General features: G+C 68.6%; 15 protein-coding genes. 11 read left to right on the top strand and 4 right to left on the bottom strand.

Annotated features, from left to right (window positions below):
- Positions 1–7 precede the first annotated feature (7 nt).
- Positions 8–397 (bottom strand): dihydroneopterin aldolase, encoded by a 390-nt coding sequence (locus ACSFA5_RS16175; RefSeq protein WP_435441305.1) that lies wholly within the window; start codon positions 395–397, stop codon positions 8–10.
- 8 nt (positions 398–405) lie between these two features.
- A complete protein-coding gene (locus ACSFA5_RS16170) occupies positions 406–1182 on the bottom strand; it encodes an SDR family oxidoreductase (RefSeq protein WP_435445054.1) in 777 nt (258 codons plus the stop codon).
- A gap of 66 nt (positions 1183–1248) precedes the next feature.
- On the opposite strand from ACSFA5_RS16170, the gene ACSFA5_RS16165 reads away from it, so the two are divergent.
- The 5 genes from ACSFA5_RS16165 to ACSFA5_RS16145 all read left to right on the top strand — a co-directional run bounded on the left by ACSFA5_RS16165 (position 1249) and on the right by ACSFA5_RS16145 (position 6322).
- The gene (locus tag ACSFA5_RS16165; RefSeq protein ID WP_435445053.1) at positions 1249–2364 is read left to right on the top strand and encodes a class I SAM-dependent methyltransferase; all 1116 of its coding nucleotides are present in this window, start codon (positions 1249–1251) and stop codon (positions 2362–2364) included.
- Positions 2365–2471: 107 nt separating this feature from the next.
- The gene (locus ACSFA5_RS16160; RefSeq protein WP_435445052.1) at positions 2472–3368 is read left to right on the top strand and encodes a TauD/TfdA dioxygenase family protein; all 897 of its coding nucleotides are present in this window, start codon (positions 2472–2474) and stop codon (positions 3366–3368) included.
- Between the two features lie 19 nt (positions 3369–3387).
- Positions 3388–4398, top strand: a complete 1011-nt coding sequence (locus ACSFA5_RS16155) for an ABC transporter substrate-binding protein (protein ID WP_435445051.1) — start codon at positions 3388–3390, stop codon at positions 4396–4398.
- Between the two features lie 150 nt (positions 4399–4548).
- Positions 4549–5319 (top strand): ABC transporter ATP-binding protein, encoded by a 771-nt coding sequence (locus tag ACSFA5_RS16150; RefSeq protein WP_435445356.1) that lies wholly within the window; start codon positions 4549–4551, stop codon positions 5317–5319.
- A 133-nt stretch (positions 5320–5452) separates the two neighbouring features.
- Positions 5453–6322 carry an ABC transporter permease gene (locus tag ACSFA5_RS16145; RefSeq protein ID WP_435445050.1) on the top strand — a complete coding sequence of 290 codons (870 nt, stop codon included), beginning with the start codon at positions 5453–5455 and terminating at the stop codon, positions 6320–6322.
- 25 nt (positions 6323–6347) lie between these two features.
- Here ACSFA5_RS16145 and ACSFA5_RS16140 read toward each other — a convergent pair whose 3' ends face one another.
- Positions 6348–6743, bottom strand: coding sequence for a DUF5329 family protein (locus tag ACSFA5_RS16140; protein ID WP_435445049.1), 396 nt, complete (start codon positions 6741–6743; stop codon positions 6348–6350).
- A 113-nt stretch (positions 6744–6856) separates the two neighbouring features.
- On the opposite strand from ACSFA5_RS16140, the gene hisN reads away from it, so the two are divergent.
- From hisN to ACSFA5_RS16115, 5 genes are read left to right on the top strand one after another with little or no spacing between them, the layout of a single operon-like run.
- Complete coding sequence (hisN, locus tag ACSFA5_RS16135; RefSeq protein WP_435445048.1) at positions 6857–7660, top strand: histidinol-phosphatase; 804 nt, start codon at positions 6857–6859, stop codon at positions 7658–7660.
- Positions 7661–7670: 10 nt separating this feature from the next.
- On the top strand, positions 7671–7865 hold the full coding sequence (locus tag ACSFA5_RS16130) for a DUF2905 domain-containing protein (protein WP_435441313.1): 195 nt from the start codon (positions 7671–7673) through the stop codon (positions 7863–7865).
- Positions 7866–7881: 16 nt separating this feature from the next.
- Positions 7882–8808, top strand: coding sequence for an ROK family protein (locus ACSFA5_RS16125; protein WP_435445047.1), 927 nt, complete (start codon positions 7882–7884; stop codon positions 8806–8808).
- A 35-nt stretch (positions 8809–8843) separates the two neighbouring features.
- Complete coding sequence (locus ACSFA5_RS16120; RefSeq protein ID WP_435445046.1) at positions 8844–10352, top strand: tetratricopeptide repeat protein; 1509 nt, start codon at positions 8844–8846, stop codon at positions 10350–10352.
- Complete coding sequence (locus ACSFA5_RS16115; protein ID WP_435445045.1) at positions 10349–10795, top strand: DUF1877 family protein; 447 nt, start codon at positions 10349–10351, stop codon at positions 10793–10795. The genes ACSFA5_RS16120 and ACSFA5_RS16115 overlap by 4 nt, the downstream gene beginning before the upstream one ends.
- A 9-nt stretch (positions 10796–10804) precedes the next feature.
- On the opposite strand, the gene ACSFA5_RS16110 is transcribed toward ACSFA5_RS16115, so the two are convergent.
- Positions 10805–12250 (bottom strand): aminotransferase-like domain-containing protein, encoded by a 1446-nt coding sequence (locus ACSFA5_RS16110; RefSeq protein WP_435445044.1) that lies wholly within the window; start codon positions 12248–12250, stop codon positions 10805–10807.
- Between the two features lie 171 nt (positions 12251–12421).
- Here ACSFA5_RS16110 and ACSFA5_RS16105 point away from each other — a divergent pair, with 171 nt between their 5' ends.
- The gene (locus tag ACSFA5_RS16105; RefSeq protein ID WP_435445043.1) at positions 12422–12760 is read left to right on the top strand and encodes a hypothetical protein; all 339 of its coding nucleotides are present in this window, start codon (positions 12422–12424) and stop codon (positions 12758–12760) included.

The following is a 12760-nucleotide window of genomic DNA, read 5'->3' as shown; positions in this document are numbered from 1 at the left end:
CAGCCTCTCACCATTCGCCGGCTTCCATGCGGATCGCCACCTCGCAATCGTCGAAGATCTCGAGCTTGGCGATTTTCACGCGCACGCCCACCACGCCGGGCAGTTGCAGCAGGCGCTGCACCAGCTTGCCGATCAGGCTCTCCAGCAGGTTGACGTGCTCGGCCGTGCACTCCTCGATGATGATGCGGCGCACCTTGCGGTAGTCGAGCACGTGAAAGATGTCGTCGTCCTGCGGCAGCAGCGGCTGCGGGCCCAGGCTGAGTTCGGCGTCCACCAGGATGGGTTGCGGCGCCGTCTTCTCGTGGTCGAGGATGCCCAGGTTGGCGTCGAAGCGCAGGCCCTGCAGGGTGAGGGTCTGGCGGCCCTGGGTGGGCGAGGGCGTGGAGGGGGTAGACATGGTGCTGCTCACATGAGCGAGAAATCGCGCTCGAATTTCATCAGGTGCTGGCCGCCGTCCACCAGCAGCGTGGTGCCGGTGATCGAGCTGTTTTCCAACGCGAACTTCACCGCGACGACCACGTCGGCCGGGGTGGAAGAACGGCCCAGCGGCGACAGCTTGTGCAGCCGCGCGAAGGTGTCGTCGTCCAGCATGTGGCTCGCCAGCGTGAGGCCGGGCGCCACGCCGACCACGCGCACGCGCGGGGCCAATGCCAGCGCCAGCATGGGCGTGGCGGCTTCCAGGGCGGCCTTCGACAGCGTGTAGCTCAGGAAGTCGGGGTTCGGGTTCCACAGCTTCTGGTCGAGCAGGTGCACCACTGCGCCGTGCGCGTCGCGCGCGGCCAGGTGCTCGTGCAGCGCCTGCGCCAGCAGGATGGCCGCGCCGGTGTTGCTGCGCGCATGGCGTTCCATGAGCGCATAGCTGAAGGTGGCGGCCTCGTCGTGCTCGAACAGGGCCGCGCTGTGCACCACGGCGTCGATGCCGCGAAAGCGCGCGACCACGCGGGGCAGCAGCGCGCGCGTGGCGGCCTCGTCTTCCAGGTCGGCCGCGAAGAGCGCCGAATCGCCCGAGAGCGCCGCGCAGTCGGCCACCGTCTGCTCGGCCTCGGCGCGCGAACTGCGGTAGTGCACCGCCACCTGCCAGCCGCCCGCGGCCAGGCCCAGCGCGATCTCGCGGCCCAGCCGGCGGCCCGCGCCCGTGACGAGAACGGTGCGAGGGGCGCGGGAGGGGGATGCGGTGCTCATGCGAAAGGAGGGGAGGGAGGAAAGGGAGGAAAGGGAGGAAAGGGGGAGGAGAGAGACAATTGCGTGGTGACGACCCAGACCACCCCCAGCAGTTTACCCACCGCCCTCGACCACCTCATCGCGCGTTCCGTCGAACGCGCGGGCGGATGGATCGGGTTCGACCGCTTCATGGCGCTCGCGCTGTATGCGCCCGGCCTGGGCTATTACGCCAACACGTCCGCCAAGTTCGGGCACATGCCGTCTTCGGGCAGCGACTTCGTCACCGCCCCTGAATTGACGCCGATGTTCGGCCAGACGCTGGCCGCGCAGGTGGCGCAGGCGCTGGAGAAGACGGGCACCGACACGGTGTGGGAATTCGGCGCGGGCTCGGGGGCGCTGGCGGTGCAGTTGCTGCATGCGCTCGACGAGATGGGCCGCACCGGCGTGCGCTACCGCATCGTCGACCTGTCGGGCACGCTGCGCGAGCGGCAGCAGCAGGCGCTGGTGCGCTATGCGGACCGTGTCGAATGGCTCGACGAATTGCCCGAATCGATGGAGGGCGTGGTGGTCGGCAACGAGGTGCTCGATGCCATGCCGGTGCAACTGCTGGCGCGCGTGGGCGGGCAGTGGTTCGAGCGCGGCGTGGTGCGCAACGCCGGCAACGACGGCTGGACCTGGGCCGACCGCGCGACCGAACTTCGGCCGCCGGCGGAAGTGCTCGGCGCGCATGACTACCTGACGGAGATTCATCCGCAGGCACGGGCTTTCATCGCCACGCTGGCGGACCGGCTGAAGAAGGGCGCGGTCTTTCTCGTCGACTACGGCTTCCCCGAAGGCGAGTACTACCACCCGCAGCGCCACATGGGCACCGTGATGTGCCACCGCGCGCACCAGGCCGACGGCGATCCGTTGTCCGACGTGGGCTACAAGGACATCACCGCGCATGTGGACTTCACCGGCATCGCGCTGGCGGGGCAGGATGCGGGGCTCGAGGTGCTGGGCTACACGAGCCAGGCGCGCTTTCTGCTGAATTGCGGCCTGCTGGCGCGCATGGAGGCCGGGTCTGTCGCCGAGCGGGCAATGGCGGCGCGGCTCGTTCATGAGCACGAAATGGGCGAGCTGTTCAAGGTCGTGGGCTTCACCGTCGGCGAGGCCTGGGATGCGATGGGCTTTGCCGAAGGCGATCGCAGCCACACGCTGTGAGCCGCTGGCGGGTCGGCTTCCCGCAGCCGGGGCCTCCGAAAGAGAAGGCATAAGCTAGCAACTAAGAGTTCGTTGGGGAACCGCATACCCGCCCCTACATTCCGGGCATGACAGCCGTTCTTTCCCACGCGCCAGAGGCCGAAGCGCCACCGCAACACTTCGAAGTACGTCCCTTCGCCGCGCCGGTCGGCGCAGAAATCGTCGGCCTCGACATCTCCAAGCCGATCAACGCCGAAGACTTCCGGCGCATCCACAAGGCGCACCTCGACCACCATGTGGTGGTGTTCCGCGACCAGCAGGTCACCCCTCAAGCCCACATCGATTTCAGCCGCCGCTTCGGCCCGCTCGAAATCCACGTGCTGCACCAGTTCCAGCTGAAGAACCACCCCGAGATCCTCATCGTTTCCAACATCAAGGAGAACGGCGAGCCCATCGGCCTGGGCGACGCGGGCGTCTACTGGCACTCCGACATCTCTTACAAGCCCAAGCCCAGCCTCGGCTCGCTGCTGCATGCGCAGGAGCTGCCCAGCGAAGGTGGCGACACGCTCTTCGCCGACCAGCACCTCGCCTGGGAATCGCTGAGCCCCGAACTGCAGCAGCGCGTGCTGCCGCTGAAGGCCGAGCACAGCTACCTCGCCAAGTACGAGGAGCTGCGTTCGAAGAACCCCTGGCGTCCCAAGCTGTCGCAGGCGCAGATCGACCAGGTCGCGCCCGCCGTGCAGCCGGTGGTGCGCACGCACCCCGAAACCGGCCGCAAGGCGCTGTTCGTCAGCGAGCATTTCACGACGCGCATCGTCGGCCTGCCGCAGGACGAAAGCGACGCGCTGCTGGCCGAGCTGTTCGCGCACAGCGTGAAGCCCGAGTTCGTGTACCGACACACATGGGCACCGCACGACCTGGTGTTCTGGGACAACCGTTCGCTGATGCATCTGGCGGCCGGTACGCCCGACGAACTTCGCCGCCGCCTGAACCGCACCACCGTCGTGGGCGACACGCCTTTCTGATCTTTCTTCCGGACACCCCATGAACCGTTTCTCCCGCACAGCCGCCGCCCTCGTCACCGGCTTCGGCCTCCTGGCCGGCAGCCTCGCTGCGCATGCCGAAGGCCAGATCCGCATCGCCGAGCAGTTCGGCATCGTCTACCTGCTGCTCAACGTGGCGCAGGAGCAGAAGCTCGTCGAGAAACACGCCAAGGCCGCGGGCGTCGACGCCAAGGTCGAGTGGATCAAGCTTTCGGGCGGCTCGGCGGTGAACGACGCGCTGCTGTCCGGCAACATCGAGATCGCGGGCGCCGGCGTGGGTCCGCTGCTCACGCTGTGGGACCGCACCAAGGGCAAGCAGAACGTGAAGGGCGTGGCCTCGCTGGGCAACTTTCCGTACTACCTGGTAAGCAACAAACCGAACGTGAAGACCATTGCCGACTTCACCGAGAAGGACCGCATCGCACTGCCCGCCGTGGGCGTGTCGGTGCAGTCGCGCGTGCTGCAGTTCGCCTCGGCCAAGCTGTGGGGCGACAAGGAATTCAACCGGCTCGACAAGATCAGCGTGGCGCTGCCGCACCCCGACGCGGCCGCGGCCATCATCAAGGGCGGCACCGAGATCACGGGCCACTTCGGCAACCCGCCGTTCCAGGAGCAGGAGCTCGCGGGCAATCCGAATGCGCACATCGTGCTGAACTCCTACCAGGTGCTGGGCGGGCCGTCGTCTGCCACGGTGCTCTACGCCACCGAGAAATTCCGCAACGAGAACCCCAAGACCTACAAGGCCTTCGTCGATGCGCTCGACGAAGCGGCGAAGTTCGTCACGGCCAACCCCGAGAAGGCGGCCGACATCTACCTGAAGGTGAGCAACGCCAAGCTCGACCGCGAGCTGCTGCTGAAGATCATCAAGAACCCCGAGGTGCAGTTCAAGATCACGCCGCAGAACACGTACCCGCTGGCGGAGTTCATGCACCGGGTGGGCGCGATCAAGAACAAGCCGGCTTCGGTGAAGGATTACTTCTTCGACGATGCGCAGAACACGTCGGGGAACTGAGTGACCAACGCGGTCGTCTTGCCTTCAGGGATTGACTCCCTCTCCCATCGGGAGAGGGCGGGGGTGAGGGGGGAGCCTCTGGCATCGTCACCAGCCCTCACCCCAACCCTCTCCCGCGAGCGGGAGAGGGGGCAATACAACAGCGCGCCGCTGCTGCAAGTCGACGCCGTCAGCCTCGAATACCGCACCCCCGAGCGCGTCGTGCGCGCCACGCACCGCGTGAGCTTCGACGTGCACGCTGCCGACCGCTTCGTGCTGCTGGGCCCCTCGGGCTGCGGCAAGTCCACGCTGCTGAAGGCGGTGGCGGGTTTCATTCCACCGGTCGAAGGCGAGATTCGCCTCGACGGCCGGCGCGTGACGCAGCCCGGTCCGGATCGCATCGTCGTGTTCCAGGAGTTCGACCAGCTGCCGCCGTGGAAAACGGTCAAGCAGAACGTCATGTTCCCGCTGCTGGCCTCGCGCACGCTCGGCAGAAAGGAAGCGGCCGAGCGCGCGCTGCACTACCTCGACAAGGTGGGCCTGGCCAAGTTCGCCGACGTGCATCCGCACCAGCTCTCGGGCGGCATGAAGCAGCGCGTGGCGATTGCGCGTGCGCTCGCGATGCAGCCGCGGGTGTTGCTGATGGACGAGCCCTTCGCCGCGCTGGACGCGCTCACGCGCCGCAAGATGCAGCAGGAGCTGCTCGAACTTTGGGACGAGGTGCGCTTCACGCTGCTGTTCGTCACGCACTCGATCGAAGAGGCGCTGGTGGTGGGCAACCGCATCGCGCTGCTGTCGCCGCACCCGGGGCGCATGCGGGCGGAGATCAACAGCCACGGCTTCTCGATGGCGAGCCTGGGCGGTGCGGAGTTCCAGGGCACGGCGCAGCGCATTCACGACATGCTGTTCGAGGAAGAGCCCGAAGCGGCGCCGGTGCCATGACCCCGGTCTTTCTCCCTCCCCCTCTGGGGGAGGGCAGGGGTGGGGGCTCGCGGCGCATCCATCGTTGCCGGCCCATCCACCGCCGCTTGCCCCCATCCCAGCCTTCCCCCGGAAGGGGAAGGAGCCATACCCCATGAGCACCCTCACGCCCCCCATCCGCCCCGAGTACGAACGCACGCTCGAGCCCTTCACCGAGCTGCCCGTCGAACGCACGCTCCCGCTGGGCACGCGCATCTGGTCGCAGGCCTGGCTGCGCAAGGGCCTGATCCTCGTCGTCATCGCCGTGCTGTGGGAGCTCGCGGCGCGCTGGCAGGACAACGACCTGCTGCTGCCCACCTTCACCGCCACCGCGCGCGCGCTGGTCGAAGGGCTGGCCAGCGGCGAGCTGGTCGAGAAGGTGCGCATCTCGCTGGCCGTGCTGCTGCAGGGCTACATCGCCGGCGTGGTGCTGGCCTTTGCGCTCACCACGCTGGCGGTGTCCACGCAGATCGGGCGCGACCTGCTGGACACGCTCACCTCCATGTTCAACCCGCTGCCCGCCATCGCGCTGCTGCCGCTGGCGCTGCTGTGGTTCGGGCTGGGCCGGGGCAGCCTGGTGTTCGTGCTGATCCATTCGGTGCTGTGGCCGCTGGCGCTCAACACCTACGCCGGCTTTCAGGGCGTGCCTGAAACACTGCGCATGGCGGGGCGCAACTACGGGCTCAAGGGCCTGCGCTACGTGCTGCAGATTCTGGTGCCGGCCGCGCTGCCGTCGATTTTGTCGGGGCTGAAGATCGGCTGGGCCTTCGCGTGGCGCACGCTGATCGCGGCCGAGCTGGTGTTCGGTGCGTCGTCGGGCAAGGGAGGGCTGGGCTGGTACATCTTCCAGAACCGCAACGAGCTCTACACCGACCGTGTGTTCGCAGGCCTGGCGATGGTGGTGCTGATCGGCCTGCTGGTCGAGAGCCTGGGCTTCAAGACGCTGGAGCGGCTGACGGTGCGGCGCTGGGGGCAGCAGCGGTAGCAGCGATGAAAAAGGCGAGGGCGCATCAGCCGTTCGACGGCTTCTGCGAGTTCTGGCGCAGCGCGCGCAATTCGCCGTTGAGGAACTCGCCGGCGTCGCGCACCGCACCATCGTCCAGCTTCACCTTGTAGGCCTGTCCGGTCATCTCCGAGCGCGATGCGCAGCGCGCGATGAAGTCTTCGGCCGTGACCAGTTCCTTTTTGAAGTGGTCGTACTTCGCCTGCATGTGCTTGGCGGCGTCGGCGGCCTTGTATTCGCTGCCGTTGCGCAGGAAGACCATCGACGACATCTTCGCCACGCGCTGGATCAGCGTGTCGATCAGCCTGTCCTCGGTGGCCGAAGGGGTGGCGTGGGCCAGCAGGGCCGACGCGCCGAGCACGACGGTCAGCAGCGCGGCGCGCAAGGGTTTGAAGTGAGCCATGGTTCGTGTTTGCTGGCAATTTCCGGGCCATGCTAGGCCCCCGGGCCATGCCCTGTCAAACCCGGCCCGGCTCGGGTCTAATTGCAGGTTTTGGCACGCGTTCTCCTCTCTCCATGAGCTCTTCTCCTCTCGTCGCCCCCGCGATCTCCGACCTCTCCTCGATCGCCCAGGCCCTGGCCGATGCCGCCGCCGCGAAGTCGATGCACTATTTCCGCACGCCGCTGGACATCATCACCAAGGCCGACGAAAGCCCCGTCACGCTGGCCGACCGCGCCGCCGAGACGGCCATGCGCGAGATCCTCGGCGCGCGGGTCCCCGCCGACGGCATCTACGGCGAGGAGCACGGCCCCGAGCGGCTCGAGGCCGAACGCGTCTGGGTGCTCGACCCGATCGACGGCACGCGCAGCTTCATCACCGGCTCGCCGCTGTGGGGCACGCTCATCGGCGTGCTGCAGGGCGGTCGCGTGGTGCTGGGCATGGTCGACATGCCGGTGCTCAAGGAACGCTGGATCGGCCTGAACACCGCCGAGGGCCGGCTCGCCACGCGCGACGGCCAGCCCGTGCGCGTGAGCGGCTGTACCGAGGTGGCCAAGGCCCGCATCGTCACCACCTCGCCCGACATCTTCGCGCCCGCCGACTGGCAGGCCTTCGACCGGCTGAGCCGCCAGTGCGCCATGCGCCGCTTCGGTGGCGACTGCTACGGCTATGCCCAGCTGGCGGGCGGCACCATCGACCTCGTGGTCGAGACCGGCCTGCAACCCTACGACTACCTGGGCCCGGCCGGGCTGATCGAGGCCGCCGGCGGCGTCATCACCGACTGGCAGGGCCAGCCGCTGGGCCTGAAGTCCGACGGACGGGTGATTGCCGCCGCAACGCACGAACTTCACCGACAAGCGATGGCCGTGCTCTCGGCCTAGACTGTCGCTCATGTTCCGCTGGCTGATCGTCGTTGTCCTTGCCCTGGTGCTCATGAGCGGGCTGACCGCCTGGCTGCGCCGCTTCGGCTTCGGACGGCTGCCCGGCGATTTCGAGTTCCGCGCCTTCGGCCGCGAATGGCAGTTGCCGATTGCCAGCACGGTGCTGCTGAGCATGATCGCGGCGCTGGTCGCACGCCTTTTGTAGAAAAGAAAAATCCGCAATGAGAGCCTGCGTAGACATCGGTGGCACCAAGGTGGCCGTGAGCCTTTCCGCTTCGAGCGATACGCCGCTCGTCGGCCGGCGCAGCGAGCCCACGGCCAAGACCGGCGACAACGACGCCGTGGCGGTGCAGATCCTGCGGATGATCGACGAGGTCTGCGCCGAGCAGGGCGTGGACGCATCCACCATCGACCGCGTGGGCGTGTCGTCGACCGGGCCGTTCGAATTGCGCGAGGGCCTGGTCGAGCTGGCCACGCCCAATATCTGCGGCGGTATCGCAGGCCCCTCGCGCGGCCTGCCCAATTCCTGGATGACGGCCGTGATCGAGGCGCCGCTGGCCAAGCGCTTCGGCAGCGTGCGTGTCGAGAACGACGCCGTTGCCGCGCTGGAGGCCGAGCGCCACTGGGGTGCCCTGAAAGGCTTCGACAACTGTGCCTACGCCACCTGGAGCACCGGCGTGGGCGTGGGCCTGTGCGTCGACGGGCGGGCCTTGCGCGGCAAGAACGGCAACGCGGGCCATGCGGGCCACAGCTTCGTGGTCGACGACGCCAGCGGTGCGCTGTGCGGTTGCGGCAACCACGGCGACGTGGAAGCGCTGGTGGGAGGCAATTCCATCGGCCACCGCTTCGGCCAATCCGCGGCCGATCTTTTCACCGCTGCGGCCGCGGGTGAACCCAAAGCGCTCGAAACCGCCGAGGCCCTGTGCCGCGTGCTGGGCCGCATGCTCTACAACCTGGTGATCACGCTCGACCTGGAGCGCATCAGCCTGGGCGGCAGCGTGTTCTGGCACCACCGCGATTTCGTGCTGCCGCGCCTGCAATCGCACATCGACGGCAAGCTGCCGCCGCTCACGCGCGGCGTGCAACTGGTGCCCGCGGGCCTGGGCGACAAGGTCGGCGACTACGCCGCGCTGGCGCTGCTCGACTGAGCAGGCGCGCCACCCCCGCCACAACACGGCGCACCATGAACGCGTCGCCCCGCCGCCCCGGTTTCGCCTACCTGCTGCTGCTCGTGGGCGGCTGGCTCGGTGCGCACCGCTTCTACCTCGGCAGCTACGTGGGCGGCGCGGCGCAATTGGCGCTGCTGCTGTTCGGGCTCAGCGGCTACCCGGGGTCGAGGCTCGGCCTGGGGGCGCTGCTGGCATGGTTGCTGTTCGACATCTACTGGGTGCAGCGTCGAACCCGCAGTGTTCGCCCGCCCCCCGCACCGGCCGCAGGCGGCGCGGATGCCGGAACTTACGACCCCGCCGACCTGGCCGAGGCCAACCGGTTGCAGGCGCAATTCTTCGCTGCCGCCGAGGCACAGGACTGGGCCAGCGCCGTTGCCACCGGCGAGCAGATCGTCGTCACCGCGCGCGGCGTCTTCAAGGGCCCGCACCCCAACCTGGCGATGTCGCTGTGCATGTTCGGCCAGGCCTGCTACCAGCTCAAGGCGCTCGACAGGGCCCTGCCGGCGCTCGAGGAAAGCCTGGCCATCGGCCTGAAGACCGGCATGCCGGCGGAAGACATGGACATCACCCGCAAGGCGCTGTCCCTCACGCTGTCGGCCATCGGCGAGCGCAACGCACGCGGCGCCGCATCCGACCGGGACGCCGTGCTGATGAACCTGCTCGAAGACCGCGAACTGCGCTGCCACGCCGCGCTGGCCCAGGGCGACCTGCCGCGCGCCGAACGCTTCGGCGCCGAGGCCGTGGCCGCCGCCCGCGACCTGTGCGGCGGCCCGGGCAAGGCCGCGGTGCGCCAGCTCGCCGCCTACGCGGAGCTGTGCCGCCGGCTGCAGTGGAACGACAAGGCCGAGGCCTCGGCCCACGAGGCCCTGGCCATGGCCGGGCAGCTCGGGCTGGACGACGGCTGGCGGCGCGGGCCGACCAACACGCTGGCGCTGCTGCATGCCGCGGCCGGGCGGGCCGGCGAGGCGGAGGCGCTCTACAAGAAGACCATTGCCATGGCCGTCGCCGAAGCCAGGGGCGGCTCCAGCGACAGCGTGCTGCGCGCCTTCAACAACCTGGCGTTCCTGTATGCCGGGTCGGGCCAGGGCGAGAAGGCCGAGCTCTGCTACGCCCGCGCGCTGGTGCATCTGGACAAGCTGAGCCAGGGCCAGGGCGGCGCAGGCAGCGAGGGCGACGCCGAACTGCACTCGCACATGCTGAACAACTTCGCCGCCCTGCTGATGGCGCGGCGCGACTTCGACCGCGCGCGGCCGCTGTACGAGCGCTCGCTGGCCATCCAGCAACGCAGCTGTCGCGGCATTTCGACCGCCGCGGCCAACGCCCACAACGACCTGGGCCTGATCGCCCAGGACGAGGGCGACCTGCGCCAGGCGTTGATGCACTTCAAGCGCACGCTGCTGCTCAACCAGATCTGCACGCCCGATCACTTCAAGAACATCGACAGCGCGCAGCGCAGCATCGACAGCGTGAGCATGGTGCTGGCCACCGTCGCCCGCGCCGCGCGCATGGAGCCCAGCACATGAGCATCGGCGCGGCCTTCCACGCGCTGGACCGCTACCGCCTGCGCGCGCTGGTGATCGATCCGTCGACGGTCTCGGGCTTCGTGAATTCGCCGGCCACGCAAGGCGGGCCGCACGAAAGCCAGACGGTCGAGCAGGCCTGGGACGTGGTGCGCGCGCTGCTGCCCGAGGCGGTGGACGGCGAGACGCTGGACGGCACCGACGGGCTGGGCTGCATCTACCTCACGGCGGCCCATGTCGAGCGCGCGGCGGCGCGGCTCGCACAGTGCGACGTGCAGGCGCTGGTGGCCCGCTTCACCGGCCAGCCGGCGATGTTCGCCGGGCTGTACTGGGCCCAGGTGTGGCAAGACGGTGCAAAGGAACTCACGGGGTTCCTGGAAGGCGTGAAGCGCTTCTTCGCGGGCGCTGCCGAGCGGCGCGACGCCGTCGTCTTCTACATCGCCTGAAGGCTCGGGCTAACCCGGTGGCCGCACGGCCGCCACGATCTCGCCCAGCCGCTGCAACCCCGCATCGACGGCCTTCGAATACGGCCAGCCGCAGTTCAGGCGCATGTAGTTGTCGAAGCGCCCCGAGTTGGAGAACTGCGCGCCCGGTGCCACCAGCATGTGCTCGCGCAGCGCGGCCTCGAACACCTTCACCGACGAGCGCTGTTCGGGCAGCTCCACCCACAGCTGCAGCCCGCCGCGCGGCAGGTTCAGCCGCGTGCCCGGCGGAAAGTACCTGGCGATGGCGTCGGCCGTCTGGTCGCGCTGCACGTGCAGCCGCTCGCGCAGCCGGCGCAGGTGCCGGTCGTAGCCGCCGCTGGCGATGAACTCGCCCGCGGCAATCTGCGCCAGCGCCTCGTTGTTGCGGGTCTGCGCGTACTTGAGCATTTCGACCTGCGCATGCCAGCGCCCGGCGGTGATCCAGCCCAGCCGCAGCCCGGGCGCCAGCACCTTGTGCAGCGAGGCGCAATAGATCACGTTGCCCGTGCGGTCCCACGACTTCATGGCGCGCAGCGGCGTGTCGGCTTCCACCAGGTCGCTGTAGGTGTCGTCTTCGACCAGTGCGATGCCGTGGCTCTCGCACAGGTGCACCAGGCGCTGCTTGTGGGCGTCGGGCATCACGCTGCCGATGGGGTTCTGCAGGTGGGGCACCACCACCACGGCCTTGATGTCGTCGTAGGTGTGGATGGCCAGGTCGAGCGCCTCCAGCGACATGCCGGTCTGCGGGCTGGTCGGAATTTCCAGCGCGCGCAGGCCCAGGCTTTCGAGCACCTGCAGCAGGCCGTAGAAGGTGGGCGACTCCACGGCCACGGTGTCGCCGGGCTTGGCGACGGCGCGCAGCGCGAGGTTCAGCGCCTCGATGCAGCCGTTGGTGACCAGCACGTCGTCGGGCGCCACCGTCATGCCGATGCGCAGGTTGCGTTGCGCCAAGGCCTCGCGGAATTGTTCGTGGCCGCGTTGCGACGAGGAGGTGGTCAGCAGCTCGGGCCGCTGGCGCAGCGCGCGGGTCATCGAGTTGCGCAGGGCCTCGGCGGGGTAGAGCTCGGGGGCGGCGCGGGCAATGGCGAAGTTGAGCTTCACGCCCGTGTGCCGCCCGCGCGCCATGAAGTTGGCCATGCGCGTGCGCATGCTCACGAGCTGCGCCGGGTCGGGCGGCACGTCGGCCAGCGGTTCTTCCATGGGCGCAATGGTCAGGCGCTGCGGCCGGCGCACGAAGTAGCCCGAGCGGTCCCGCGCCTCGACCCAGCCGTCGCTTTCCATGGCGCGGCAGACCTGCAGCGCGGTCGACAGGCTGATGTCGTGCAGCCGCATCAGGGTGCGCAGCGAGGGCAGCTTGTCGCCCTGCTTGAGCGAGCCGGTGTGGATCGCGTCCACGTAGTGCGCGGAGATCTGGCGGTAGAGCGGTAGCGAGTCCATGGGTCGATGTTCCCCGCATCGGGCATCTGAAAACAGATGCAGTTGGTCGGGAAAAAGACCATAACAGATGCCTTTGCGGCCCGCCTGTTCCGGTCGCAATAGCCACGGTGTGTGCCTGTTTTTTGGGCGGCGGAATTCCTACGATGAAGCCTCATTCACCTGAGGTTCGCCATGCTCACTACCCTCTCCCAAGCGCCCGATTCCATCGTTCTCGAACCCGGCCAGTCGCTGCGTACCTCGGTCGAAGCCGGGTCCTGGATTCAGGTGGCCGAGGGGCGCGCCCGCATGGTGTCCCCACCCGGCTGGTTGGGCGAGACGGTGTTCATGAAGGAAACGCTGCTCGGCGAAGGCGATGTGCATCGGCTGCCGCACGGTGGCTGGATCGAGGTGCACGCGCTGACGCCGGTGCATTTGCGACTGCATGCGCCGCTGGCCGCGCCTTCGAGGGCCGTTGCGCCCGTCGAGGCACGGCCTGTGATGCGCTTCGTGCGCCTGCTCACCGGATGGTGA

This window comes from Variovorax monticola (assembly GCF_051216855.1).
Taxonomy (GTDB): Bacteria; Pseudomonadota; Gammaproteobacteria; order Burkholderiales; family Burkholderiaceae_C; genus Variovorax.
This window is presented reverse-complemented; position numbering and strand designations above follow the sequence as displayed.